The 23198-nt window shown below is 56.4% G+C and carries 27 protein-coding genes and 1 tRNA gene; 15 read left to right on the forward strand and 13 right to left on the reverse strand.

The window, feature by feature from the left end:
* The first annotated feature begins 94 nt into the window (after nucleotides 1-94).
* The 3 genes from ACLPGZ_RS03065 to ACLPGZ_RS03075 are packed head-to-tail and all read left to right on the forward strand — an operon-like array spanning nucleotide 95 to nucleotide 2954.
* Nucleotides 95-1393, forward strand: a complete 1299-nt coding sequence (locus tag ACLPGZ_RS03065) for an MFS transporter (protein ID WP_009459482.1) — start codon at nucleotides 95-97, stop codon at nucleotides 1391-1393.
* Between the two features lie 15 nt (nucleotides 1394-1408).
* Complete coding sequence (locus ACLPGZ_RS03070; RefSeq protein ID WP_226349538.1) at nucleotides 1409-2524, forward strand: aminotransferase class V-fold PLP-dependent enzyme; 1116 nt, start codon at nucleotides 1409-1411, stop codon at nucleotides 2522-2524.
* A 13-nt stretch (nucleotides 2525-2537) separates the two neighbouring features.
* Complete coding sequence (locus ACLPGZ_RS03075; protein ID WP_009459478.1) at nucleotides 2538-2954, forward strand: hypothetical protein; 417 nt, start codon at nucleotides 2538-2540, stop codon at nucleotides 2952-2954.
* 9 nt (nucleotides 2955-2963) lie between these two features.
* On the opposite strand, the gene ACLPGZ_RS03080 is transcribed toward ACLPGZ_RS03075, so the two are convergent.
* The 4 genes from ACLPGZ_RS03080 to mgtE all read right to left on the reverse strand — a co-directional run bounded on the left by ACLPGZ_RS03080 (nucleotide 2964) and on the right by mgtE (nucleotide 9074).
* On the reverse strand, nucleotides 2964-3536 hold the full coding sequence (locus ACLPGZ_RS03080; protein WP_235332425.1) for a helix-turn-helix domain-containing protein: 573 nt from the start codon (nucleotides 3534-3536) through the stop codon (nucleotides 2964-2966).
* Between the two features lie 59 nt (nucleotides 3537-3595).
* Nucleotides 3596-4612 carry a response regulator gene (locus ACLPGZ_RS03085; RefSeq protein ID WP_376911367.1) on the reverse strand — a complete coding sequence of 339 codons (1017 nt, stop codon included), beginning with the start codon at nucleotides 4610-4612 and terminating at the stop codon, nucleotides 3596-3598.
* The gene (locus ACLPGZ_RS03090) at nucleotides 4605-7571 is read right to left on the reverse strand and encodes an MHYT domain-containing protein (protein WP_376911368.1); all 2967 of its coding nucleotides are present in this window, start codon (nucleotides 7569-7571) and stop codon (nucleotides 4605-4607) included. Before ACLPGZ_RS03090 ends, ACLPGZ_RS03085 begins: the two co-directional genes overlap by 8 nt.
* Nucleotides 7572-7733: 162 nt before the next feature.
* Nucleotides 7734-9074, reverse strand: a complete 1341-nt coding sequence (mgtE, locus tag ACLPGZ_RS03095; RefSeq protein WP_035268303.1) for a magnesium transporter — start codon at nucleotides 9072-9074, stop codon at nucleotides 7734-7736.
* 483 nt (nucleotides 9075-9557) lie between these two features.
* On the opposite strand from mgtE, the gene cnbZ reads away from it, so the two are divergent.
* Nucleotides 9558-10319, forward strand: coding sequence for a 2-amino-5-chloromuconate deaminase CnbZ (cnbZ, locus tag ACLPGZ_RS03100; RefSeq protein WP_009459468.1), 762 nt, complete (start codon nucleotides 9558-9560; stop codon nucleotides 10317-10319).
* 65 nt (nucleotides 10320-10384) lie between these two features.
* Here the strand turns inward: cnbZ and nhaA are convergent, their stop codons facing one another.
* The 7 genes from nhaA to loiP all read right to left on the reverse strand — a co-directional run bounded on the left by nhaA (nucleotide 10385) and on the right by loiP (nucleotide 15211).
* On the reverse strand, nucleotides 10385-11749 hold the full coding sequence (gene nhaA / locus ACLPGZ_RS03105; RefSeq protein ID WP_251196278.1) for a Na+/H+ antiporter NhaA: 1365 nt from the start codon (nucleotides 11747-11749) through the stop codon (nucleotides 10385-10387).
* 118 nt (nucleotides 11750-11867) lie between these two features.
* On the reverse strand, nucleotides 11868-12326 hold the full coding sequence (dtd, locus tag ACLPGZ_RS03110; RefSeq protein WP_035268299.1) for a D-aminoacyl-tRNA deacylase: 459 nt from the start codon (nucleotides 12324-12326) through the stop codon (nucleotides 11868-11870).
* Between the two features lie 15 nt (nucleotides 12327-12341).
* Nucleotides 12342-12686 (reverse strand): DMT family transporter, encoded by a 345-nt coding sequence (locus tag ACLPGZ_RS03115; protein WP_009459464.1) that lies wholly within the window; start codon nucleotides 12684-12686, stop codon nucleotides 12342-12344.
* A gap of 6 nt (nucleotides 12687-12692) precedes the next feature.
* Nucleotides 12693-13211, reverse strand: a complete 519-nt coding sequence (locus tag ACLPGZ_RS03120) for a DedA family protein (RefSeq protein ID WP_009459463.1) — start codon at nucleotides 13209-13211, stop codon at nucleotides 12693-12695.
* 37 nt (nucleotides 13212-13248) lie between these two features.
* The gene (locus ACLPGZ_RS03125; protein ID WP_035268297.1) at nucleotides 13249-13719 is read right to left on the reverse strand and encodes a GNAT family N-acetyltransferase; all 471 of its coding nucleotides are present in this window, start codon (nucleotides 13717-13719) and stop codon (nucleotides 13249-13251) included.
* On the reverse strand, nucleotides 13716-14117 hold the full coding sequence (locus tag ACLPGZ_RS03130; protein WP_009459461.1) for a YchJ family protein: 402 nt from the start codon (nucleotides 14115-14117) through the stop codon (nucleotides 13716-13718). Before ACLPGZ_RS03130 ends, ACLPGZ_RS03125 begins: the two co-directional genes overlap by 4 nt.
* Nucleotides 14118-14452: 335 nt before the next feature.
* Nucleotides 14453-15211 carry a metalloprotease LoiP gene (loiP, locus tag ACLPGZ_RS03135; protein WP_009459460.1) on the reverse strand — a complete coding sequence of 253 codons (759 nt, stop codon included), beginning with the start codon at nucleotides 15209-15211 and terminating at the stop codon, nucleotides 14453-14455.
* A gap of 278 nt (nucleotides 15212-15489) precedes the next feature.
* Between loiP and ACLPGZ_RS03140 the strand changes: the two genes are divergently transcribed.
* Nucleotides 15490-15975, forward strand: a complete 486-nt coding sequence (locus ACLPGZ_RS03140; protein WP_115635063.1) for a DUF4440 domain-containing protein — start codon at nucleotides 15490-15492, stop codon at nucleotides 15973-15975.
* Nucleotides 15976-16120: 145 nt separating this feature from the next.
* On the opposite strand, the gene ACLPGZ_RS03145 is transcribed toward ACLPGZ_RS03140, so the two are convergent.
* A tRNA-Ile gene (locus ACLPGZ_RS03145) sits at nucleotides 16121-16199 on the reverse strand.
* Between the two features lie 195 nt (nucleotides 16200-16394).
* On the opposite strand from ACLPGZ_RS03145, the gene ACLPGZ_RS03150 reads away from it, so the two are divergent.
* Complete coding sequence (locus tag ACLPGZ_RS03150; RefSeq protein ID WP_266140775.1) at nucleotides 16395-16523, forward strand: hypothetical protein; 129 nt, start codon at nucleotides 16395-16397, stop codon at nucleotides 16521-16523.
* Between the two features lie 462 nt (nucleotides 16524-16985).
* Nucleotides 16986-17252: a hypothetical protein gene (locus tag ACLPGZ_RS03155; protein ID WP_083053805.1), complete on the forward strand. Its 267-nt coding sequence runs from the start codon at nucleotides 16986-16988 to the stop codon at nucleotides 17250-17252.
* Between the two features lie 36 nt (nucleotides 17253-17288).
* Here the strand turns inward: ACLPGZ_RS03155 and ACLPGZ_RS03160 are convergent, their stop codons facing one another.
* Entirely contained in the window at nucleotides 17289-17978 is a 690-nt protein-coding gene (locus ACLPGZ_RS03160; RefSeq protein ID WP_088453217.1) for a LexA family protein, read from the reverse strand.
* Nucleotides 17979-18060: 82 nt separating this feature from the next.
* On the opposite strand from ACLPGZ_RS03160, the gene ACLPGZ_RS03165 reads away from it, so the two are divergent.
* The 8 genes from ACLPGZ_RS03165 (at nucleotide 18061) to ACLPGZ_RS03200 (ending at nucleotide 23050) form a co-directional block, all read left to right on the forward strand.
* Complete coding sequence (locus ACLPGZ_RS03165; RefSeq protein WP_429640984.1) at nucleotides 18061-18252, forward strand: helix-turn-helix domain-containing protein; 192 nt, start codon at nucleotides 18061-18063, stop codon at nucleotides 18250-18252.
* 262 nt (nucleotides 18253-18514) lie between these two features.
* The gene (locus ACLPGZ_RS03170; protein ID WP_239055429.1) at nucleotides 18515-19318 is read left to right on the forward strand and encodes a hypothetical protein; all 804 of its coding nucleotides are present in this window, start codon (nucleotides 18515-18517) and stop codon (nucleotides 19316-19318) included.
* Nucleotides 19302-20357: a replication protein P gene (locus tag ACLPGZ_RS03175; RefSeq protein ID WP_429640985.1), complete on the forward strand. Its 1056-nt coding sequence runs from the start codon at nucleotides 19302-19304 to the stop codon at nucleotides 20355-20357. The genes ACLPGZ_RS03170 and ACLPGZ_RS03175 overlap by 17 nt, the downstream gene beginning before the upstream one ends.
* A complete protein-coding gene (locus tag ACLPGZ_RS03180) occupies nucleotides 20354-20734 on the forward strand; it encodes a hypothetical protein (protein ID WP_203144899.1) in 381 nt (126 codons plus the stop codon). Before ACLPGZ_RS03175 ends, ACLPGZ_RS03180 begins: the two co-directional genes overlap by 4 nt.
* On the forward strand, nucleotides 20731-20979 hold the full coding sequence (locus tag ACLPGZ_RS03185) for a hypothetical protein (RefSeq protein ID WP_009459904.1): 249 nt from the start codon (nucleotides 20731-20733) through the stop codon (nucleotides 20977-20979). Before ACLPGZ_RS03180 ends, ACLPGZ_RS03185 begins: the two co-directional genes overlap by 4 nt.
* Nucleotides 20980-21153: 174 nt before the next feature.
* Nucleotides 21154-21573, forward strand: coding sequence for a phage tail terminator-like protein (locus ACLPGZ_RS03190; protein WP_239055432.1), 420 nt, complete (start codon nucleotides 21154-21156; stop codon nucleotides 21571-21573).
* Between the two features lie 68 nt (nucleotides 21574-21641).
* Nucleotides 21642-22565, forward strand: a complete 924-nt coding sequence (locus ACLPGZ_RS03195) for a phage tail tube protein (RefSeq protein WP_021446765.1) — start codon at nucleotides 21642-21644, stop codon at nucleotides 22563-22565.
* Nucleotides 22566-22576: 11 nt separating this feature from the next.
* Nucleotides 22577-23050: a hypothetical protein gene (locus ACLPGZ_RS03200; protein ID WP_009459896.1), complete on the forward strand. Its 474-nt coding sequence runs from the start codon at nucleotides 22577-22579 to the stop codon at nucleotides 23048-23050.
* The last annotated feature ends 148 nt before the right edge of the window (nucleotides 23051-23198 follow it).

A 23198-nucleotide genomic window follows, 5' to 3' on the forward strand; every position in this document is an offset into this window, starting at 1 on the left:
TCCCAGTGATTGAAAGCTGAAATATTCATCCGTATAATTTGTTTAGCCACACTAAACAGAATAGACGCATTATGCGTATCAGGATGGATGAGACATGAGCAAGAAACAGTCCCCACAGGACGAGGCCCCCGTATCGCCGTGGCGTGCTGCCAGCGCAGCGGGTTTGGGCACCATGATCGAGTATTACGACTTTCAGCTGTACGGCGTCCTGGCTGTGACGCTGAGCGTGCTGTTTTTTCACGCCGGCAATGAGAACGCGGCCTTGCTGTCCACATTGGCCGTGTTTGGCGGGGCCTTTCTGGCACGCCCCTTGGGCGGTATTTTCTTTGGCTGGTTTGGCGACAAGCATGGCCGTACCGCTGCCTTGATGTTCACGATTGTGGGCATTGGAGTGGCCAGCGCCTTGATGGGCATGTTGCCTACCTACGCCACGCTGGGCCTGGCTGCACCGGCCTTGCTATTGCTGTGTCGTTTGCTGCAGGGCTTTTTTGCCGGTGGTGAAATTACGGGCGCAGCTACCTATGTGGCGGAATGCTCGCCCCCCGGCAAGCGCGGTTTCTTTGGCGCGTTCAACCCGGCCGCCGCCACTTTGGGCTTGTCCCTGGCCACCGGCGTAGCCGGCCTGGTGACGGCGCTGGTGGGTAAGGAAGCCATGCTGGATTGGGGCTGGCGTATTCCCTTTCTGCTGTCCATTCCCTTGATCATTCTGTGCGTCTGGGCTCGTTCACGTATCGAGGATTCGCCGCGCTTTAAGGAAATGCTCAAAAGCCATCACCCCGAGCATTCGCCTTTGTCCTTGATTGTGCGTGATTACCGCCGTCCCCTCTTGCAAGTCATTGCCATTGGTTTTGCACAGAATGCAGCAGGCTACGTGGGCGTGGTCTATCTGAGTACCCATTTGATTCACACCCTGAAATACGACGGCACCGCGGTGTTCTGGCTGATTTCCCTGGTCACCTTGTGCTCGGCCTTCATCATGCCTTTTGCCGGTGGCCTGTCTGATCGCTTTGGCCGCAAACCCTTGCTGACGATTGGCTTGCTGGGTTATCTGGTGCTGGTGCCGCTGACGATGTGGGTCGCCTCCTGGGGCAGTTTCCCGCTGGCGGTGATCGCGGTGGCCGTGTCCATTTTGCCCTTCATCGTAGTGCAGGCCGTGGGCTACCCCTTGTATGCCGAATTGTTCCCTACGCGAGTGCGCTATAGCGGCGTGTCGCTGGGCTTTAACATCGCCACCATTCTGGGTGGAGCGACGGCGCCATTCGTGGCGTCCTGGCTGACGGGCCTGACCGGTTCCAGCATGGCACCTGCCTTTTACGTGATGGTAGTGGCGCTGATCGGGATTGTGGCTTTGAGCACGGTGCAGGAAACCTCTGGCCGTCAGTTGGCCGATTGATTTTCAAGGAAGTAAATGATGTCCGGATATTTTCTTTATCACTCCATTGGCATGTTCGAGGGCAAGGAAGCGGCCATGCGTGCCGAGCTGGATCAGTTCAGCCAGGTCTGGTCGGCGCAGGACGATGCCCAGTGGGGGTACGCTCTGGGCCAGAAACAGGCTTTCATGGATGCCTGGGCCCGTTTGATTGGTGCTGATTCCAAGGATATTGCGCTAAGTGAAAACGTCACTGGCGGCCTCTACAGCATTCTGGGTTCTTTGCCTTCGCATGTGCTTAAAGGACGTACCTTGCTGGTTGCGGCCGATTGCTTTCCCAGCCTGCATTTCCTGTTGCAAAAACTGGCCTTGCGCCTGGGCTTCACCTTGCGCACCGTACCTTTGAGCGCCGGCCTGTCCTATGTGACGGACGATGATTTCATTAATGCCTGGGATGACAGTGTGGGTTTGGCCCTGGTGACCTGGGTCAGCTCTACGTCCTCGCACCGGGTGGATGTGGATCGCATGGCGCAATGTGCGACGGAGCACGGCAGCCTGATGGCGCTGGATTTGACACAAGCTGCCGGGCTGGTGCCGTTCACCGTGCATGAAGGCGTGGCCTTTACCTTGTCGGCCTCCTTGAAGTGGGCATGCGGCGTGTCCGGTGCCAGCCTCTTGCATGTGCGTGCAGATTTGATCGAGCAGTGCGAGCCGGAGTTTCGCGGCTGGTTCAGCCAGGAAAATCCCTTTAACTGGAATCTGGACCAGTTCAGCTATGCTGACGGCGCGCGTCGTTTCGACCACGGCACACCGGCTATTTTGGGAAGTATTGCGTCCCTGCCTGGCATGCGTTTCGTGCTGGAAACCGGCGTGGAAAAACTGCTGGAGCAAAACCGGGCATTGACGGCGGTCTTGCTGGATCGTGCGGCCAAAGCCAATTGGCCCGTGCTGACCCCATTGGCCGAGAACGAGCGCGGCGGCAGCATCATGTTGCGCGCCAGCAGTGCCCAGCGCGCTCAGGCTATGGTGGATCAGCTGCGTGAGCAGGAGCTCTATTGCGATCAGCGTGACGGCGTATTGCGTCTGTCGCCCGGTAATGTCTGCACCGAGCAGGATGTACTGCGCTTGTGCGACACCTTGCAAGCCGGCTGGTAAAGGAGGAGGGGATATGGATAGCCAAACCTGGGCTCATCAGGCCAGCCGTCGTATCGAACGATCCGCCAAGGTCGTGATGGACTATATGGCGGATCTGGATGCGCTGGGACGCTGGTCCCTGGGCTGCTTTGACACCGAAACGGTGGAGCCTGGCCTGGTGGTGGGGACGTCCTTGTTTGATGGTGGCCAAACCCATGTCAGCGTGGAGATTCTGGCCGAGCAAGGGCTGATTCGATATTGGGTAGGCAGCGCCACGCAACGTACCCCGCGCATCAGCGCCATGGTGCAGCCGCTGGATCAGAATTCCTGCATTTTGATCATGCTGGCGACACGCGGTGCAGACATGGATGAAAACCGCTGGCTACGTTTGCAGCGTTGCCATGAAACCGAGCTGGATCTGATCCAGGCCCAGCTGCACAGCGCCGCCTAGTGCTCGTGCTTAATAGCTGGGTGGGGTGATCGCCACAATAAAGCGCACATCCGTGTCGTAAGGATTGCGGTAGGCATGGGGCAGGCTGGAGTTGAAATAACAGCTATCGCCCGTTTGCAGACAGTGCTGATCATCCCCTACATCGACCAGCAGCTGGCCTTCCGTCACCAGCACACATTCCTCGGCAGGGTGGCTCCAGCGCTGCCCGACCGAGCTTCCTCCCGGCGGCAAGAAGCCCGCCAGCATTTCAATACTGCCAAAGCCCGGTGACACCCGCTGGTACTGCACGCCCGAAGCGGATTGAATGCTCATGCGCTCGTTCTGGCGCACCACCGCCACTTGCTCCACATTGTCATCCAGCAGGGAAAACAAGGGCGTATCCAGCGCACGTGCAATTTGGCGCAGGGTATCCAGACTGGGTTGGGTCAAACCGCGTTCCACCTGGCTGATCAGGCCGGGGGAGACTTGGGCAAGCTCGGCCAGCTTGCGCAGAGACAGTTTTTTATGAAGTCGGACTTGGCGAATACGCAAAGCGGCCATGTAGAAGCGGGGATAGATAGTAAAGCCGTCATTGTAAGACAAGCCCGCAGGGCTGAGGAGCGCGGGACCTGGCCCACCTGCTGCTTATCGGGCCAATCGGTTCAAGTCTTTGCCATCAGTTGGGGATCGTCGGCCCATTTTTCTTTGATATGCAGCATTTCAGGCAGGCACTTGTCCAGCAGAGCGATCAGTTGCGGGTCAAAGTGCTGGCCGGATTGTTCGCGCAGATAGCTGATGCAGCGCTCTACACTCCAGGCTTTCTTATAGGGCCGCTCACTGGCCAAGGCATCAAACACATCGGCCACCGCCACGATGCGGGCGGGCAGGGGGATATTCTCGCCTTTTAAACCATAGGGATAGCCACTGCCATCCCATTTTTCATGGTGATACAGCGCGATCGTGCGTGCCAGTTTTAACAAACCATGCGAGTGCTGGCCAATAATGCGGGCGCCAATCAAGGTGTGCGTACGCATGATTTCCCATTCTTCGGGTGTTAGCTTGCCGGGTTTTTGCAGGATGGAATCCGGGATGCCGATTTTGCCAATATCGTGCATGGGCGCGGCGTGCAGCAGTTCGTCGGCCGCTTCGCTGGAGTAACCCAGCCAATGGGCCAGAATGCGCGTGTAGTGGCTCATGCGGATGACGTGGCGGCCAACTTCGTTGTCCTTGTATTCGGCCGCTGTCCCCAGGCAACGGATAATCTGCAGGCGGCTGTCGCGCAGTTCCTGCATTTGTACCAAGGACAGATGGTTGCGTATGCGTGCCTTCAGAATTGCCGGGTTAAAGGGTTTGGAGATGTAGTCCACCGCCCCCATGTCCAGCCCCATTTGCTCATCCTGCGGCTGCGAGAGTGCCGTTACAAAAACAACGGGGATGTGGCGGGTTTTAAGGTCGGCCTTCAAGGCTCTACAGACTTCGTAACCCGACATTTGCGGCATCATGATGTCCAGCAAGATCAGGTCCGGTAGATCCCGTTGTGCCAGCTCCAGCGCCTTGATGCCATCTTTGGCAAAGAGCAGCCGGAAATCCTGTTGCAGCGTATGGCGCAGAATCTGCAGATTGGCGGGCTCGTCATCGATGAGCAAGAGGGTGGGGCGCGGTGAGGTAAATTCATTCATGGCGTGGCGGATCCTTGGCCAAGCTCGCATTCAGGTCTTTGATCAGCTTGGACAGGATCAGGCTGGCTTGAGCAAAGTCGAACACGTCGATGGTTTTATTAAGATCATTCAGGGTATCGGTTTGCCCTGTGCTTTCCAGATACTGACAGACCACTTGCAAGGCAGGCTCATCCAGCTCGTTGAGCAAGACGCTGCTATGCAGAATGTGGAGATGGTTCAAGGCAACGTCGGGGGTATGCACCACGACGTGTTGAGGGTCTGAATAAGGAGTCGGTGGGCCGTTGTGGCTAAGTTCTTGAGCGATGCGGTTGAACATTTCCTGCAACTGTTCAATACGGCGACGCATCTGGCGAGTTTGACCACGACGAATTTTTTCTTCCAGCTCGGCGCTGAGGGCAGACACCTGGGGCAGGCCCAGATTGCCGGCGGTGCCGCGAATGCCATGCAGGCTGCCCAGCACAATCTCCCAGTTCGGGGATACCTGCTTGATTTCATCGAGTGGGTAGCGGGTATGCAGGTCAGACAGAAAGCTCAGCAGAGCGCGACGCAGACGGACCTGGGAACCCCACAGGCTCAGGCCCAACTCCCAATCGATCAGGCTGCTCTCTTGTGGTTCGACGCTGTGCTCCATGGGGCCAGTGGGGGGCAGACCCATCACCATGGCAATCTCCTGCAGCAAAGAGGGCAGATCCAGCGGTTTGGTGGCAAAGCCATTCATGCCGGCCTCCTGGGCCGCATGACGGTCGGACTCCATGACACTGGCAGTCAGCGCAATCAGTGGCAAAGGCAGACGCGCTTCACGGCGCTCCTGTTCGCGCCACCGGCGGGCGGTTTCCAGACCGTCCATCTCGGGCATGTGCACATCCAGCAAGGCCACATCAAAATCTTCTTTGGACAGCAGCTCCAGCACTTTGTGACCGTTGTCGGCCGCTGTCACGGAATGTCCGTGCTGCTCCAGGGCCAAGGTCAGCAGTTCCTGATTCAGGCTGATGTCATCGGCCACCAGAATGCGCAGCGGCGGCAGGCGGGGCACGGGCTGATCGTCCGGGCTCAGGCTGGGTTCTTTACCCGGTTCCAGGGGAATACGGACTTCAAAGACGCTGCCCACGCCCAGGGTACTTTCAACCTTCAGCGTGCCGCCCATCAGATCCACCAACTGGCGGGCAATAGATACGCCCAGGCCGGTACCGCCAAAACGGCGGCTGATGGATACATCGGCCTGTGTAAAAGGGGTGAACACATGGCGCAACTGCTCAGGAGTCATGCCAATGCCGGTGTCCGTGACGCGGATGGAGACGGTATTGCGCCCTGGTTCGGGATTGACATCCACATGCACCGCTCCGCTTTGGGTGAACTTGATGGCATTGCCGATCAGATTGTTCAGCACCTGCTGAATCCGCATTGGGTCGCCCTTGTAAAACTGATGCAGCTCGGGCGCATGGTTCAGACGGAACTCCAGGTTTTTGGCATCCGCTGCCAAACGCAAGGAGGCCACGACCTGATTGCACAATTCAATCAGCGAAAAATCCACTTGCTCCAGCTCGACCGAGCCGCGTTCCAGCTTGGTGGTATCCAGAATGTCGTTCAGCAAAGCCAGCAAGGAGTGGGCGGACTGGTTGATGATGGCAAGGTGCTTGTTTTGCTGCGCATTGATCTGATCATTCAGCATCAAGTCGCTAAAGCCAATAATCGCGTTGAGCGGGGTACGGATTTCATGGCTCATATTGGCCAGAAAAGCCGTCTTGGCCTGGGCTGCCTGCTCGGCTTTTTCCGCACTTTGACGCAGGGATTCGGTCAGTGCCTTGTAGCGGCTCATGTCAGTGACAAAACCGACAAACAGCGGGTCACCCGGCTGGCGTACCTTGCCCACGGCCAGGCGCATCGGCAGCAAGCTGCCATCCTTGCGCAAACCGGTGACATCCCGGCCTACGCCAATAATTTTTGGGTCGTTGGTGCGTAAATAATTGGACAGATAGCTGTCGTGGCGCGAGCGGTCCGGCTCGGGCATCAGCATGTTCACATTGCGCCCCAGCACCTCGCCAGCCTTCCAGCCAAACAGGCGTTCGGCTGAATGGTTGAAGTCCAGAATGGTGCCGTGGCTGTTGATGGTAATAATGCCGTCAATCGCCGTATCCACAATGGCCCGGTTATGCGATTCGCTTTCTTCCATCTTCAAGAACAACTGGCGGTAGCGCAGCAGGCCGTTGGCCGCGGTCACCAGTACCGTCACCGTAATGGTGAAGGTGGACAGCACCATGGAGGCAAAGGTGCTGTTGAAGATGATCATGTCATCGGGCGGTGTGGTCTGGCCTATAAAGCGGGCGGCCGCCATGCCGGTATAGTGCATGCCGGAAATGGCCAGGCCCAGCACAATGCCGCTGATGACCACGCGTTGCAGCAAGGTCAGGCGGGTGCGATGCAGGCGAAAGCGTATCCACAAGGCCAGCGTGGCCAGTACCACGGCCAGCACAATCGACAGGAAGAAGGTGATGGGTTCATAGCGCAACACCGGCGCCATACGCATGGCAGCCATGCCACTGTAATGCATGGTGCCTATACCCAGACCCACCAAAATACCGCCCACAATCAGGTGCGAGCGTTGTACACGGGCTTGCGAGAGAATTTGCAGGGCGACCCAGGATGCCCCTACGCTGGGCAGAACCGACAACATGGTGATGGCCGGGTCGTAATGGACGCTGGTGCAAAGTTCAAACGCCAACATGCCAATAAAGTGCATGGTCCAGATGCCACCGCCCAGGGCGATGGCACCCGTACAGATGGCAATCTGGCGGTGTATGCGCAAATCAGCCATGCGGGCAATATGGGCCGTTTGCAAGGCCATGCCCGAGGAGAAGATGGCAACCAGTAGCGACAGGATGACCAGACCACTGTTATAGCTGCCAACCAAAAAGGGAGCCATCTGGTCTGCACTGATGAAGAACTGGTCGAGTATCCGCATAGGTGCTGATGTCCGAAGCGGCCCATAGGGGGCCAAGTTAGACGAAATGTGTCAGGCTCCCCCTGCCTGCCAGAGGGAATGTAACGGTGAAATTCGGATAGGTTACCGAGTTTGTCTCTTACTGTGCGCTTTTTTGTATGGATTCAACAAAAAAATTCATGGCTAGAGCAAGGTTCCTGTCAGCAACATCGCGGCCACGGAGAAGTAAATCACCAAACCGAGCACGTCCACCAGCGTGGCCACCAGGGGTGCCGAGGCACTGGCCGGGTCAAAACCGACGCGCTGCAAGATGAAGGGCAGCATGGAGCCAATACAAGAACCGAACGTCACAATGCCCACCAGAGCCAGCCAGATGGTGAAGGCAATCAGCAAGGAGTGCTCGCCATAGTCGTACAGGCCCAGGTGTTGCCAGATTTCGATACGAATAAAGCCGATCGCCCCCAACATGGTGCCCAGCACCAGACCCACGGGTAATTCGCGCAGCAGGACACGCCACCAGTCGCGCACCCGGACTTCACCCAGGGCCAGACCGCGAATCAGCAAGGAAGTGGCCTGCGAGCCGGAGTTACCGCCGGAGCTCATGATCAAGGGAATGAACATGGCCAGGACCACGGCCTTTTCCAGCTGTATTTCGTAGTACTGCATGGCACTGGCGGTCAGCATTTCACCCAGGAACAGAATGGCCAGCCAGCCTCCCCGTTTGCGAATCATGGTGCTAAAGCCCGCTTGCAGATAGGGTTTGCCAATATGTTCGGCCCCCCCGAAGCGGTTCATGTCTTCGGCGGCCTCGTCCATCAGGGCGTCGATCACGTCGTCTACCGTCACAATGCCGATGATGGCATTGGCCTCGTCCACCACTGGAATGGCCAGAAAGTCGTGGCGGCGTATCAGTTGGGCCACGGCCTCCTTGTCCGTCAGGGCCTGCACGGCAATGGGGCTGTCGCCACTCCACAACTCGGTCAGGGCCGCTTGCGGGTCGGCGCACACCAGCTTGCGCAAAGGCACCACAAATTGCAGTTGTTGCTTGTCGTTGACCACATAGATGGCATAGACCGTTTCGCGGGTACTTTCCACTTCCCGAATGTGCTGCAAGGTTTGTGCCACATTCCAGCTCATGGGCACTTGCAGAAACTCGGTAGTCATGATGCCGCCGGCTGTGTCTGCCGGATAGTGCATCAGACGCATGATGGAGGTGCGGGTGCGCTGGGTCAGGCGGCCAAGAATCTGCTCCTGGTCTTCATGGTCCAGGTCTTGCAGCAAGTCGGCCATTCGGTCTTCGGCCAGTTGCTCCAGCACTGGCAGGCGTTCGGGACGTGTCAGCTCCATCAAGAGCGCACTGGCCCAACGCAACTCCGGCACTTCCAGCAAGGCTTGCAGACGTTCGTTGTCCAGCTCCTGGGCAGCGAGCAGCGCGGGGCGTTGCTCCAGCTGATTCAGGGCCAGAACAATATCGGCAATCGGGGTTTGAGGGCCAAGTAGCTCAGTTGATGGATGCGTGGACATGCAATACTCCAGTGGGCGTGCAGGTACAGGGTCTTGAGTTCAGGACGTTGGCACCGGGCCAACAGACCGTAAAGCGAACCGGCTCAGTTCGCACGAAACTCGCTAGGATAGCGTTCTTTGCGGATACGTGCTTCCCAAGCCGGGCGCAGGAAACGCCAGGCCGCTGCATTTTGTCTGGGAAATTGCTGATGCTGTGGTCTAAGTATGTCTGTGAATCGATCCATGATTTACCCATAGAACCGCTCAGTGCACTACCAAGCTGAAACTCAGCGTGATGAAGAATATCGCCATCGTAGGGAGGTCTGCGCTGGAAGTCAAAGCGATTGCAATGATGCGCAAAAAAATGATTTGTGCTGTTAAGGTGAGGCTTGTGCCCCTGCACCGAACTTGAGACGGTTCAGAGGGTGCTATAGTGCCCGCTTTGCCGCATAACGGCGACTCGACCCCGGCGGGCCAAGGCCCACTACACGATCAGGAACAACCATGAGCAATGCGATTAATTTTGACAAAGGCAACTACCGCTTCATTCCGACCGGCGTGAACCGCTTTTCGGGCGGGGTGGCCGCTCAGCCCGGTTACGAGATCTGCCGGGTCGTGTTTTCTGCCCCCGTGCCACTGAAAGAAGGTTTTGACTTGATTCAGGCCGTGCTGGAAGCAGAAGAGCGTCCCTTGACAGCCTTGTGCGCCTGCGAGCTGCGCTCGCCCGAGCCAGTTAGCGACAGCGACTTCAACAAGTTCAATGAGCTGTATCTGGAAACGCTGAAAGAGTGGGGCCTGGTCAAAGGCAAGCATAATCCGGTCGCCCGCAGCAACGTGTCGCCGCTGGTAGGCGCACCTGCCGAGCCCAGTTTTTACGCTTTCAGCTACACGGTGGAAACCGATATTGAAGAAGCCACCTTTGTGATCGCAGGCAGCTGCGAAGTCCCCGAAACGCCCGACGACTATATAGAGAGCATTGTGGCCTACCAGGACGTGTCGCCTGAAGGGCTGTTGCAGAAGGCGCAATGGGTTCTGGGTGAAATGGAGCGTCGTCTGGAAGTGTTGGGCCATGAATGGGCTGACACGACGGCCACCCATGCGTACACGGTGCACAATCTGCATCCTTTCATGGCTACTGAACTGGCTCAGCGCGGTGCGATCAACCATGGCTTGGGCTGGCACCTGGCCCGTCCTCCCGTCAAGGATCTGGAGTTTGAAATGGATTGCCGTCGTATCCTGAACGAACGCGTGCTGACCATTGATTAATTGATCAGCCCCTAAAACAAACAGGCCCACGCTAGCGTGGGCCTGTTTGTTTGATGTCTGGCTGTTTATGCCTGGCTATAAGCTGACTGGCTGGCAGACTGCTGATAGCGACGACGCACAATCAGGCCCCACGCCAAGCCCAGAACGGCGGACGCCAAAGAGCCACACAGAACGCCCAGCTTGGCAGCATCCAGCAAAACGGGCTCGGCAAAGGCCAGGTTGGCCACAAAGATGGACATGGTAAAGCCAATACCGGCCAGCAAACCAATCAGGGTGACGCCGGCCCAATCCATGCCGGCAGGCAGGGTACATAGCCCCAAGCGTACGGGCAACCAGGTGCCCAGCAAGACGCCCAGGGGCTTGCCCACAATCAGGGCAATCGCCACACCAAACAGGGCGCTTTGTGCACCGGCGGCATTCAGGTCCAGACCATTCAGGCTGACCCCGGCATTGGCCAGCGCAAACACCGGCATGATGATGAACGCTACCCAGGGGTGCAGCAGTGCAGGAATACGCTGGACCGGAGGCAGAATCTCGCGTTGAGCCAGCTGCATTCTCTGCAGCGTGTGCATGACCTCGTGGGTGTCATGCTGGCTTTCCAGTTTGGTGGCCAGTTCCAGATTCAGGTGGCGGGCCTTGCGAGGCAAGGGCAGGGCGCGCACAGGGCTCATCATGCCCAGAACCACACCGGCCAGTGTGGGGTGAGCACCTGTCTTCAACAAGCCAAACCACAGGATCGCACCGGGAACGACATAGGCCCAGGCCGAGCCTATGCCCATTTTTTGCAGACCCAGGACGGCCACAATACCAACGGCTGCAATCAGGAAGGCGCTATAGTCCAGGCCACCCGAGTAGAAGAAGGCAATGATCAGGATGGCGACCAGGTCATCAATAATGGCCAGCGCCAGCAAAAACACCCGCAAGCTGGGGGGCAGGGAGCGGCCCAGCAAGGCCAGCACACCCACTGCAAAGGCAATATCGGTGGCGGTAGGAATGGCCCAACCCATCAGCACAGTCGGGTCGGGATTCATGGCGGCGTAGATCAGCGCGGGCAGGGTGATGGCGGACAGGGCAGCACAGATAGGCAGCATGGCCGAGCGCCAGTCGGACAGGGCACCGTCATGGATCTCGCGGCGGATCTCCATCCCGACAACCAGGAAGAACAAGGTCATCAGAATATCGTTGACCCAAAAATGCAGATCTTGCGAGAAACGCCAGGAGCCCAGCTCCAAGGTCACTTGGGTGTGCCACAGGGCAGAATAGCTATCGGCAAATGAAGAGTTGGCCCAGATCAGGGCTATGGCGGCAGCCATCAACAAGACCACACCGCCCAGGGCCTCGATATGCAGGAGGCGTTGCAATTGGGCTTGCAACTGGCGGGTCAGAACATGGGCGCGCGGCAAAGGCGCACCGGAAGAAGGGTGGGACATGGTCGGCAAATCTCCACAAGGCGGCCCGACCTTGCGTATGTAATTAACCTGCCTTGCTGCACCATGCCAGCAAAACACCCTGCGCAATTATAGGGATGGAGCCTCTTTAAGGCAATCGTCAGCTTGGGTCTGTGTCGGGCGCAATATGTATGGGAATCGTGACTGGCCCATCGTTGGTCAGGCTCAATTGCATATCGGCACCAAATACGCCGCACTGGGTATCAGGCAGCCGGGTGCGGGCCATGGCTACCAGCTCGTCAAACAAGGGCTGGCTGATTGCAGGGGGCGCAGCGCGGCTGAATCCTGGACGGTTGCCCTTGCGCGTATCGGCTGCCAGGGTGAACTGGCTAACCAGTAATAGCTGACCACCGGCTTGCTGCAAGTTCAGGTTCATCTTGCCTTGCTCGTCCGAGAAAATGCGCAGGGCCAGCAATTTATCCAGCAAGCGTGTGGCTTGCTCGCGGGTGTCACCGTGCTCGGCACAGACCAGAACGGCCATGCCTGCGCCAATTTTTGCGACAGTCTGGTTTTCAATATCGACCTGGGCCTGGCGTACCCGTTGAATCAAGGCAATCATATTTATTCACTAAAATCAGTGGCCGACAGATTTGGAGAACAGATTCACAATCAGCACACCCACCACAATAAAACCGATGCCAATCATAGCGGCCAAATCCAGCTTCTGCTTGAAGACCACCCAGCCAATCAAGGAAATCAGCACAATGCCCACGCCACTCCAGATGGCATAGGCCACCCCAACCGGCATGACGCGCAGGCTGAGCGACAGGAAGTAAAACGCACCTGCGTAGAACATGATGGTGAAGGCGCTGGGCATCAGGCGCGTGAACTGTTCGGAGCGCTGCAGCAAGCTGGTGGCGATGATCTCGAAGAGAATCGCGATGAATAAATGCAGGTAGGCGAGGCTTACAGGGGTCATTGAAAATCAGGGTTGGAAACTGAACCAGCCAGGTAGCAGCAAGACACTGGCCCACAAGGCGGCCGAGGCCCAGGATGAGATATGAAAACTCAGAGGCGACATGGCACAGGTGCCCGCAATCAAGGGGACAGTTGAGCGCAAGGGACCAACAAAGCGGCAGGCCACAATACTAAACCATCCCCAGCGTGCAAAAAAAGCCTGCGCTTTTGCATACAGATGCAAACGCTTGCGGGCCCACTCGAAGTGGAACAGATTGCCACCGTAACGCTGGCCCAGAAAAAACGAGATGGCATTGCCCAGGCCGGCGCCCAGTGTCACGGACAGCCAGATCGGCAGCAAGCTCATTTCCCCGGCACCGACCAGGGCACCGACGGATAAAAGGATGGCTGTACCCGGTATGATCAGGGCCAAAAAGGGCAGGGACTCGACCAGGCACAAAGCGAAAACAGCGGGGGCCACCCATTGTGGGTTGGCGCTGATCAGGGCTGTGGCCTGTTCTGCAAAATTGCTTAGAGTGCTCAGCATATCAACCAGAAGGAAGGGACAGCATCATTGCAGTCTTTTAGTTCAGGGCAAGGCTCAGAATCAGGCGGTCCTTGTGCTGCAAGCCGTCCTCAAACAGGGCCTCGTCGTAATGGTGCAGGAAATAATCGGGCTCTACCGCCACCACTCGAAAGCCGGCGCGCTGATAGAAAAACAGGGGGTAGCCAATGGTGCCGGTGGCCACATATAAGGTTTGACCACCTTGTTCGCGTACATAGCTAATCAGGGCAGACAGCAGCTTGGCACCCAACCCATGACCCTGGTGCGAGGGCTGAACGGCGATGTTCATCAGCTCCCAATCCTGGGCGTTCCTGCGCTGCAAAATAGCAGCCGCCACGATGTGTTCCTGATCTTTAATGCACCAGGCGTGCGGTGTGTCTTTGTAGCTTTCAATCAGACTTGTGCTGGGATCAGCTTCCAGAAGCAAAGCCATGGGCAGGCTGGAGCCATGGACCTGTTCCGCTTGCCCAAAATCGTTGCTTTGGCTCATGAGAAATCTCCGTCCACGTAGAACCATTGGCCTTGTTCAAGGACAAAACGGCTGACTTCATGCAGACGGTTCGCCCGGCCATTCAGACGGTTGCGAGCGACAAATTCCACAATCGCTTCCGTGTCGGAAACACGTTCATGACGTCGCACATCCAGGCCCAGCCATTGCAAACCTTCCGGATTGGGTTCCAGCGAATGAGGGCGGGTGGAGCTATGCCAGGTGGCCAGCAGATAGTCCAGATCGTCGCGCACAAAAGCGCTGTACCGCGAGCGCATCAGGGTAGCCGCATCGGGGGCTTGCAAGTACTGCGGGCCTTGGTGCCAAGGGCCGCAACAAACTTCGTAGGTTTTGGGATTGCCGCAGGGACAGGAATTTTTTGAAGAGGAAGACTTTTTCAAGAGCGTAACTGCCAAGACCAAAGAATGGCACAAGCATACCTGAAAGCAGGTATTGGTTTATGGCGCCGCCGCGACGAAAAGTAAGGATTTACAGACCAGGCTTTGCTGTAGCTGGACTGCTTGTCAGGCAGGGGCGTTCGAGGGAGTACGGGTGTTGGTAATGTCTGATTGGTTCATCGTACGGGTAAAAAGTTCCTGGCCGAGCATCCAGCGTTTGGTAGCGGCGGCCCGATGCTGTGCTGCATCCTGACTTGTGATCCCTGGAATCCCCAAAAAAAAACCCGCCCGCAAAAGCGGACGGGTTAGCGGCATGCGATTCGCTGCGTCGAAGGGGCTTATTTAGCCGCGTCGATGCGCTGTTGCATACGCTGGGCGCGTTCTTTGGAGCCGGGGTGCGAGCTCATCACGCTGCTTTCGCCGCCGTCCAGAGCTGCCAGTTTTTCAAAGGCAGAAACCAGACCCTGGGTCTTGAGCTTGCGCTCGGTCAGCAGGTCAAAGGAGTAGTCGTCAGCGTCGGATTCTTGCGATTGCGAGAACTGAGCGTTCAGGAAGGCTTCGGACAGCTCGCCCAATTGGCTGGAGTTCAACTGAGCAACCACGCCGTTACCGGTGGCGGCAGCAGCGTCACGAGCAGCGGACAGGCCGTAGGCGGTTTGCATGGCTTTCTTGCTGTGGCCCAGTTCAACGTGGCCCATTTCGTGACCGATCACGCCGCGCAGTTCGTCGTCGTTCATCTTGTCCATCAGACCGGCATACACACGGATACAACCGTTAGCCATGGCCCAGGCGTTCACTTCCTGAGTCTGGTAAACCTTGAAGTTCGGTGTTTGACCGTTCAACTGTTTCGCCAATGGCTTAACGACACGTTGCAGGCGCTTGTTGTACTTGCTGTTGGGGCTGGCCACTTTGTTTTCAGCATCCATCTGCTTGCAGGACTGATCCGACAGAGCAATCACTTCCTGATCGGACAAATTGAACGCCTGGACAGCCTTGCTGCCGGCACCGACCATGCCACCCACATCCATTGTCTGACAGCCTGCAGTCAGGCCAGCGACGGCCAGCATAGCGGCCAATGCACCCATACGAAAAGTCATGAACTTCCCCTTCTACTTATATAAAGAGAAGCGATTTTAATGACTAGGCGGCGAAGGGTTCCTGTATAAAACAAACTTTAACAATTGTTGTTGGTGCACTTACACATAGATAAAAGGCCTGGGCGGGCACGATCAAGACTAAGTAAGGAGGTTCAGCCCCACAATGTCCCACTCATTCCCGAACGTTTGTAGTACGTCGCCTCGATCAGCGTTAAACGCTAATGATTAGGCACCGATGCTACTATCCGCCTCATAAAAACGAGAGGGAGGTAAGGGAAATGAGCAAGAAAATCATGGTGTTGTTGGGAACGCTGGTGCTGGCGGGTTGCGCGGCACAGACCCAGGAAGAACGCAGCCTGAGTGCCCAATCTTCACCAAGCTGTGCACCGATAGACGAGGCTGGTGTTGCCGTTTTGTTTGAGCGTTGGAACCAGTCGCTACAAACCGGCAAACCCGAGGTCGTCGTTAACAACTATGCAGAGCGCTCGATTCTGCTACCCACGCTGTCTGGGGTAAACCGCATCACCAAGGCAGAGAAAGAAGATTATTTCGACCACTTTCTGGCTGGCAAGCCGCAGGGCAGGGTAACGCAACGACAGATCACCCTAGGCTGCAATATGGCAGTGGACTCGGGGCTGTATACCTTTCATATGGGCAGCAGCGGCAAGGACGTAGGCGCGCGTTACACCTATACCTATCAATGGAACGGGCGGGATTGGCTGATTGTCAGCCACCATTCTTCGCTCTTGCCGGCGGATAAATAAGCGCTTTTCAGGCCTGGGTAACTTGCTCAAACAGCAAGAAGCCCGGGCTTCAGGTTTGTTGCTGGGTGCAAGCCAAACGGCAGGGAACAAGCGAGTTCGGCATTGTTATTATTAGTACGGGCCGATGCTTGAAAGAGGAATGAGATGGTGCCCCCCCCGTGAGTCGAACACGGCACCAACGGATTATGAGTCCGCTGCTCTAACCAAGCATGAGCTAGAGGGGCAACAAGTCCGCAATTATTACATAAAGTCTGTGTTTGTGCCTAGCGTAGCCACGGCTAGAGCAAGAGATTCAAGCATCTGGAGGCCCAACTGTATTTGCTCGCGATTGGTAGCACCTTGTTGTTTATCCTTGGAGCACAATGAGCGCGTCTAAAACCCAGAGAATAATGATGAAAACACTTATTTTGGCTTTGACCATGACAGCTATTCTTTCCGCCTGTGCCGTCCATACTCCCAGGGGTTCGGTGATTGTGGATCCGGATGGTTACGGTGGATATGGGCAGCGTCACTGTCCACCCGGCCAGGCTAAAAAGGGCAATTGCTAAGCAAGTACCGCAGGCTGCCCCCTTATTTGCGCTGATAGCGCTTGCTACCTGTGCTGGTTTCGCAATAGCGCCCTCCACGAGGGCCGGTGCAATAGGTTCCACTGGAGCAGGGGCAAACGCTGCTGGATTGCAGCGCCTGTGGCCTGGACTGCGAACTTTGTCCTGTAGTGCCGGTGTACGCAGGACACGACCGCTTGCTGCCGCTGGCTGAACCGTCACGGCATACAAAGACTTCCCCCTCGCAGTGGGAAATGCCACCTTTTTTGCCTGAGCAGGGAGTGTTTCCTGCCTGCGTGCTCAGAGGTAGCAATACCATGATCAGGCATAGGAACAGCCATTTCATTCTTGTCTCACATGCCAGGGACGAGCTTGAGTCCCCAATGGTCTTGTTATAAAAGGGGCATTGAAAAATAATAGTTTTTTGATGCTCTGTTATAGCAGAGGTTTTATTTGGATATTGTCATGCGAATCTTGATGCTTGCCCCCGCTTTATTGTTAGCCGCTTGCCAAACTACGGTGCCCACCGAGAAAGTCGGCAGTGAGGCCTGGCTGGAAAAGGTGGATCGTCAATTGGCTGTCTCCGATGGACAAGGGCATGGCCCTGACTATGGCTCGCAGGAGTGGTGCAACGTGGTGCATATCCGTTTGTATGGTCAGCGCTCAGCACAGCCCGTCCCTTGTGATCAGGCCTGGATGGAGAAGGTCGATCAGGAAATGAAAAAGCGTTAAGCCGCATTATGCAAGGCAGCCTGCGCTGCCAGCTTTTTACGAACGCCTATAGTATTTCCGGTGCTCCACCATGGTGCCGATGATTTCAATAGCATGCTGGTCGCTGCGAATGGAAGGATAGTCTTCGTTCAGCGGCACCAGCTCAAAGATTTCTTGCCCACCTTCATCTATGCACAAGAGCCGGTACTTCTTGAAGGTGGCTTCTTCTTCGCTGTTTTTGGCGACCACATAATCACCGGGGCGGGGCGTAAGCTCGCAATCCACAATAATCCGGTCGCCTTCCTTGAAGTCCGGCAACATGGAATCGCCCTTGATCTGCAAGGCAAAGGAACGCTCGGACAGACACAGGTCTGTCAGCAGATATTCCACTTCTTCAAACGTGAAGTTCTGACCGGGATCCCGAAACACACCTGCCTGCACATAGTTCAGCAGGGGGATACGCCGCTCGCCCATCATGGCGTCTTGCACGTTGGAGTCAAAACCGTGCTTAGCCCCAAAACCATAGCCTTGCTGATCCAGGCTATGCGCTTCCAGACCCACTTCTTTTTCTATGGCCCGCGCCACTCGTTCGCCAATGCTGCGCCCACCGTTGTAGGTGGATGACAGGTACTGGGCCAGTTGCGCCCGTGTGCGCCCAATAGAGCGCGCAAAGTCAGCCGCGTTGCCGTGAGCGCGGTCTTCAATCAGGCGTTGCAGGTTTCTGCGGCGAATCGAATAAATATCCATACCCGACATTAAAACAAGAAAAAACTAAACATAGGTTTAGATATTTCTTTTATTTACGTTTAGAACTATCTATACTCAATGCATGGACGCTAAACACATCATCGAAGAAATGGGCGGTCGCCGAGCCGTATTGCGTATCACGGGCTTGAGCAAAGGCCGCATATCTCAATGGGAGAAGGCTGGTGTCATACCGCGCGTCTGGCAACTGGTCTTCCATCACATGAACCCGGTGGTGCCCGCCCCAGCACCCAAAGAAAGCTCTAGAAATATCTAAGCATTTACGATGGGTTTGGCTTGCAAGCCATGCCTGACAGTTCGATTGCGTCATGGGGTGACGCAGTTCTTGTGCCCTTGGGGCATTGCCTATCAATCGGATGTTCGTGGCCTGTTTGGGCCAGGGATCCTGCTGCGCGTCATATTTTTGCAAATACATCAGAGGCGTGCGGTTTTTCAGGCGGGGGTGCCATGAAAACACGTATTCACAACCATCGACACGAGTTTGCTTGTCGTTGGCTTACACAGTCAGGAGCGTGCCTATGAGCAATATGCCGTGGTTTCGCGCTTATACCGAGATGGTGGACGACGAGAAATTGCGTCTGCTGGCTTTTGAGGACAGATGGCATTACGTGGCCTTGCTCTGCCTTAAAGGGCAGGGCGTGCTAGACAGCGAAGACACGCTGATGCTGCGCAAGGTGGCCGTCAAGCTGGGCCTGGACCTGCGCACCTTGGACGATGTGGTGCGCCGCTTAAGCGAAGTGGGCCTGATCGACCAGGAAACTTTGCAGCCTCTGGCGTGGGACAAACGCCAGATGAAATCCGACAGCAGCGCGGAGCGGGTGGCGCGTTTTCGGGCCAGAAAAAAACAGGAACAAGACGGTAACGAAGGCAGTAACGCGTCCGTAACGTTACCGAAACGGCCGGGTAACGCGCTAGATAAAGAGGCAGATAAAGAAGGAGATACAGATACAGATACAGAAAAAGATAAAGAAAAAATAAACGTGCGTCGCAAGGCTCCGGCGCTGGAGTTCTCTGCCTGGCCTGCTGAACCCCGTGCCGAAGTGATCGCAGATTATCTGCGTCATCGTCGCGAGATCAAAGCGCCCTTGACGCAAACCGCCCTGAACCGCCTGGGTACCGAAGCCCACCGTGCCTTGGAGATGGGCTACAGCGTGGACGACTTTCTGGCCGAGTGCATGTTGCGTGGCTGGCGCGGGGGCAAGGCCAGCTGGCTGGAAGGACGCAACGAGCCCCGTGCAGGTCAGGCGTCGGGCTTTGATCCCCTGGCTTATGTGAACCGTCATCGGCAACGCGAGGAGATAGACGATGTCATCGATATCTGATTTTTCCAACCCCTGGCTGCTGCGCCACACCAAGCTGGAAGGCATCAGCCTGATGGACCATTTGTATAACCGGCTCAATGGCATTTATCCGAACAAGTTCCGCTCCAACTTTCGGGACAAGCAAGCCATTGAAGACTGGAAACAGGCTTGGGCCGAAGCTTTTGACGAGGAAGGTGTCTCGCCCAATGACGTGGCACTAGGCATCAAGAATTGCCGTCGCATGTTTGATTGGCCCCCCAGCTTGCCGGAGTTCTTGCGCGCGTGCCGCCCTCAACTGGAACCAGAAACCGCCTTTTTCCAGGCTGTGCGTGGTATGCAAGCACGAGTGCGAGGAGAAATGGGCGAGTGGTCACACCCGGCTATCTATCACGCAGCAATCAGCATTGGACAGTTTGACATGCTGAATCAGGCCTACACGCAGCTGGAACAACGCTGGCACAAAGTGCTGGGAGATCACCTGGCCAAAGGACAGTGGCCAGAAATCCCGCCGCCTCGATTGGCCCTGACCTCCCCGCAAGACTGGGAGCAAGGGCGCCGGGAAGGGCAACGACGCGTGCGCGATCTGGCTCAGGTGATTTCGGGCGACACCGACAAGGACCCGCGAGTCTGGGCGAATCGGATCTTGGCCCGCCCGGAAGCGTGTTCCTTGGCTGTGCTGAAGATGGCCAAAGCAGCCTTGGGCAAGGAGCGAACCAGCCATGGATCTGATAAGACGGCGTCATCAAGAGGTGCATCAGGCGATCACCGGCGCACCTGCCCATCGCTACAGAGAACTGCTGGCTTTGCAGCGGAGCGGCCAGATCAGGCATTTGGTACAGCAGCCATCCTGGAGTCTGGTGCCACGGCTTTTCAGCCACCTGATACCTGCCGGCAGGATTTGCTATATCGCGGATTTTGCCTACACGGACAACAGCAGCGGCGATCGCATTGTGCAGCTAAGCGGCGATCCAGAAAGCCTGTTCCAAAGCATCAAACGAATTTTGCTGACCCGGATGCACTGCATCACCGTTCATCGGGCTTGAAGGAGGAACCCACATGACAATCAAAGCAGAAAAAAAGCAGGGTCTGAGCGGCGACGATTTGCTCTGGAACTGGGCCCGTTGGTGCTGGTCTGGGCAGACCGTGGGCAATATGGAACGCTACGTTCCGTGGCAAGAGGACTTCAGGCCCATACATCAAGACCACGCTTTGGCGGTTGACGCCCTCTACCAGCGCCTGCCGCATTACCAAGCCATGGTCATCCAGGCCGAGTACCCGCGCAAGAACGCTCAGTACGGTCATTTGACCGCCAGCGAACGTCAGACCACAGCCCGTTTGTGGATCAAAAAGGTGACTGGCGCGGTCCTTCGGGATGAAGACTACCGCCGCCATTTGATGGATTTCAGAATTACAGTCGAGAAGGAGATTTTGCGGTGAAGTATGCAGCCGAAGTCATAGACCTGTTAGCGGCCTATCCGGGACGAGAGTTCCGTATGATCCAGATTGTGCGGCACGTCAGCAAAGGCATGGAGCTGTCCACGGCCCAACGCAACGCCATGCGCGAAGGGGTCAAGCGTGTGCTGGTGCAGTTGCAGGATTCAGGCCAGGTGGACAAGATCAAAGAGGGTGAAACCTCTGCCTTTTACGCCTGGCGTTGCAGTCTGCAACATGGTCCGCTATGAATCTGCAAGGCTAATTGCAATAATGGGCGTGCAAAGTTGCGTCCAATGCAAACGAAACAACCCCGAGCAAGAAATTGCTGCGGGGTTTTTTTATGCCTGGTCACAGCAACCCACGCACAGTCGTCGATTGGCCGTCAAGCAGATGGCCAGGACCGTTCAGGAGAACTACACAAGATGAACTTTGAACAGATCAGTAAAGCCATTATTGATCACATGGTGGCATTGACCGGGATTGCTCAGGAGCGCATCGAGTATCCCAATGCGCACGCGGCCTTTACTCCGCCGGATACAGGCGTCTGGTGCCGTCTGCTGATCAAGAATACCGACTCGGAAATCTCGGGCATGAGTGCGAGACCCTACACCCGCAAATCGGGCGAGATTCTGATTGAGTGTTTTGATCGTTTGGGTCAGGGGCGTCAGGAGCTGGATCGCCTGAGTGATGCCGTGGATGAACACTTTTCCTTCTGGTCTGAAGGAGCGTTGGAATGCCTGGGCCTGAGCCAGGTCGACGTGGCAGCGGATGACCCGCAAAAACGGCCACAACGCGAAGAGTTTTACCAGATCAACCTGACCGTCCCGTTCCGGGCCGGTTGATTTTTTACCTGTTTTTTTGTGCCGACCTCGCGTCGGTTTTTTTTGCCTGCATACAGGAGAGATGCATTATGAGTTCTGGCGCTAAAGTTACTAGCTACCTGGTTAAAGAAACCGTTCCCGGTGTAACCCCCGGTTCGGGCTGGCAGACGCTGCGCGTTACCGGCAACACACTGACTCCTACCCTGAACAAAGAGGAGTCCGAAGAAATCACCGATTCGCGTATTGGTCAGGGTTCGATCGTGACCAGTATTGATATTGGTGGCGACATCACGGGCGAACTGTCCTACGGCACCTTTGACGAGCTGCTGGCCGCTGCCTTCTACGGCGAGTGGAAAGAGAACAAGCTGAGCGTGGGCGAGACCCGCAGCACCTTCAGCCTGGCCAAAGCCTATCGTGACGTGGATGTCTACGCGCTGTTCAAGGGTGCACATGTCAGCACCTTTGCCCTGGAAGTGCCTGAAGAAGGCAAAGCCACCGTGACCTTCACCATGTCTTGCCTGGATTACGAAGACAAGGAAACTCCCTTTGCCACCGATCCGGCCGAGCCCAGCCAAACACCTTTCATGTCCTCGATCAGCGTGGGCGATGTGAAAGCCAATGGTGTGTCTTTGGCTGGCCAGGCTTGCGTATCGGGCCTGACCCTGAATATCGACAATCAACTGCAGACCCAACGTTGCTTTGGTGCCGAGCGTTTGGGCCCCGGCGCCCTGATTGAGACCGCAGCAGCCATCACCGGCACAGTGACCCTGGCTTGGTCCCAGAAGGCTTGGGAGCTGTGGAAGAACCAGTTCAAACGCACCCCGATCGCCATTTCCTTCCCGATCACCGACTCCCTTGGCAACAAGTACGAGATCGATCTGCCCGCCATTGAGGTCGATGGTGACCTGCCTAACGGTGCCAAGGGCGACATTCTGAAAGTGGAGCTGAACTTCACCGTGGCCAAGCAAACTCCCGTGCTGACTCGTAGCCCAGTTGCTGCGCCTGCACCTTAAGGAGTGATGGCATGGCTTTGAAGATTAATCGCCTGGAATCGGTGCTGAGTCAGGAGCGGTGGGAGGATTATGACGAGGACGTGTCTTTCAAGATTGCGGCGCTTGATACCGAGGCTTATCAAATAGCCTTGGAGCGAGCTCGCCGCTTGATTGCACGGGAAGATGCAGGGCATTCACTGGCGGCTATTCGTGTTTCAAGTAACGATGTCCGCGAGCATGATGTTCAGTGCCAGTTGTTGAGCACGTATATCGTCAAGGACTGGAAGGGTGAGGTCCTTGATGAAGCGGGCAATGTCATTCCTTATTCGCCCGAGAATGCGACCAAGTTGTTGTCAGAGAACACAGACCTTTTTGTCTGGGTGATTGCGACAGCGGCCCATGTTGCGGCCAATGCGAAGAAGGAGGCCCAGGAAACCGTGGAAAAGTCCTCGCCCGGTTCCAGTGGGAAAAAGAGTGGGCCGGGCAAAATGAAAAGCGCAAGCTGATTCATTCGACTCTCGGTGCTCAGATCCCGGATGAACCTCCCAGTGATCCCATTACGGATCATGTCATCCGTGTTTATTGTGCTGCAGACCGTTGTCGGAGTGTCGTTGTCGGAATGGGCGGTGCGGTGCCATTGCCCCTTTCTACCGA

This window comes from Alcaligenes sp. Me129 (genome assembly GCF_050487245.1).
GTDB lineage: Bacteria > Pseudomonadota > Gammaproteobacteria > Burkholderiales > Burkholderiaceae_B > Alcaligenes > Alcaligenes phenolicus.

Excerpts from the sequence above, each read along its gene's own strand:
- ACLPGZ_RS03065 (WP_009459482.1), top strand. The coding sequence starts at position 95 with ATGAGCAAGAAACAGTCCCCACAGGACGAGGCCCCCGTATCGCCGTGG.
- ACLPGZ_RS03070 (WP_226349538.1), top strand. The coding sequence starts at position 1,409 with ATGATGTCCGGATATTTTCTTTATCACTCCATTGGCATGTTCGAGGGC.
- ACLPGZ_RS03075 (WP_009459478.1), top strand. The coding sequence starts at position 2,538 with ATGGATAGCCAAACCTGGGCTCATCAGGCCAGCCGTCGTATCGAACGA.
- ACLPGZ_RS03085 (WP_376911367.1), bottom strand. The coding sequence starts at position 4,612 with ATGAATGAATTTACCTCACCGCGCCCCACCCTCTTGCTCATCGATGAC.
- ACLPGZ_RS03090 (WP_376911368.1), bottom strand. The coding sequence starts at position 7,571 with ATGCGGATACTCGACCAGTTCTTCATCAGTGCAGACCAGATGGCTCCC.
- mgtE (WP_035268303.1), bottom strand. The coding sequence starts at position 9,074 with ATGTCCACGCATCCATCAACTGAGCTACTTGGCCCTCAAACCCCGATT.
- cnbZ (WP_009459468.1), top strand. The coding sequence starts at position 9,558 with ATGAGCAATGCGATTAATTTTGACAAAGGCAACTACCGCTTCATTCCG.
- nhaA (WP_251196278.1), bottom strand. The coding sequence starts at position 11,749 with ATGTCCCACCCTTCTTCCGGTGCGCCTTTGCCGCGCGCCCATGTTCTG.
- dtd (WP_035268299.1), bottom strand. The coding sequence starts at position 12,326 with ATGATTGCCTTGATTCAACGGGTACGCCAGGCCCAGGTCGATATTGAA.
- ACLPGZ_RS03115 (WP_009459464.1), bottom strand. The coding sequence starts at position 12,686 with ATGACCCCTGTAAGCCTCGCCTACCTGCATTTATTCATCGCGATTCTC.
- ACLPGZ_RS03120 (WP_009459463.1), bottom strand. The coding sequence starts at position 13,211 with ATGCTGAGCACTCTAAGCAATTTTGCAGAACAGGCCACAGCCCTGATC.
- ACLPGZ_RS03125 (WP_035268297.1), bottom strand. The coding sequence starts at position 13,719 with ATGAGCCAAAGCAACGATTTTGGGCAAGCGGAACAGGTCCATGGCTCC.
- loiP (WP_009459460.1), bottom strand. The coding sequence starts at position 15,211 with ATGACTTTTCGTATGGGTGCATTGGCCGCTATGCTGGCCGTCGCTGGC.
- ACLPGZ_RS03140 (WP_115635063.1), top strand. The coding sequence starts at position 15,490 with ATGAGCAAGAAAATCATGGTGTTGTTGGGAACGCTGGTGCTGGCGGGT.
- ACLPGZ_RS03150 (WP_266140775.1), top strand. The coding sequence starts at position 16,395 with ATGACAGCTATTCTTTCCGCCTGTGCCGTCCATACTCCCAGGGGTTCG.
- ACLPGZ_RS03155 (WP_083053805.1), top strand. The coding sequence starts at position 16,986 with ATGCGAATCTTGATGCTTGCCCCCGCTTTATTGTTAGCCGCTTGCCAA.
- ACLPGZ_RS03160 (WP_088453217.1), bottom strand. The coding sequence starts at position 17,978 with ATGGATATTTATTCGATTCGCCGCAGAAACCTGCAACGCCTGATTGAA.
- ACLPGZ_RS03165 (WP_429640984.1), top strand. The coding sequence starts at position 18,061 with ATGGACGCTAAACACATCATCGAAGAAATGGGCGGTCGCCGAGCCGTA.
- ACLPGZ_RS03170 (WP_239055429.1), top strand. The coding sequence starts at position 18,515 with ATGAGCAATATGCCGTGGTTTCGCGCTTATACCGAGATGGTGGACGAC.
- ACLPGZ_RS03175 (WP_429640985.1), top strand. The coding sequence starts at position 19,302 with ATGTCATCGATATCTGATTTTTCCAACCCCTGGCTGCTGCGCCACACC.
- ACLPGZ_RS03180 (WP_203144899.1), top strand. The coding sequence starts at position 20,354 with ATGACAATCAAAGCAGAAAAAAAGCAGGGTCTGAGCGGCGACGATTTG.
- ACLPGZ_RS03190 (WP_239055432.1), top strand. The coding sequence starts at position 21,154 with ATGAACTTTGAACAGATCAGTAAAGCCATTATTGATCACATGGTGGCA.
- ACLPGZ_RS03195 (WP_021446765.1), top strand. The coding sequence starts at position 21,642 with ATGAGTTCTGGCGCTAAAGTTACTAGCTACCTGGTTAAAGAAACCGTT.
- ACLPGZ_RS03200 (WP_009459896.1), top strand. The coding sequence starts at position 22,577 with ATGGCTTTGAAGATTAATCGCCTGGAATCGGTGCTGAGTCAGGAGCGG.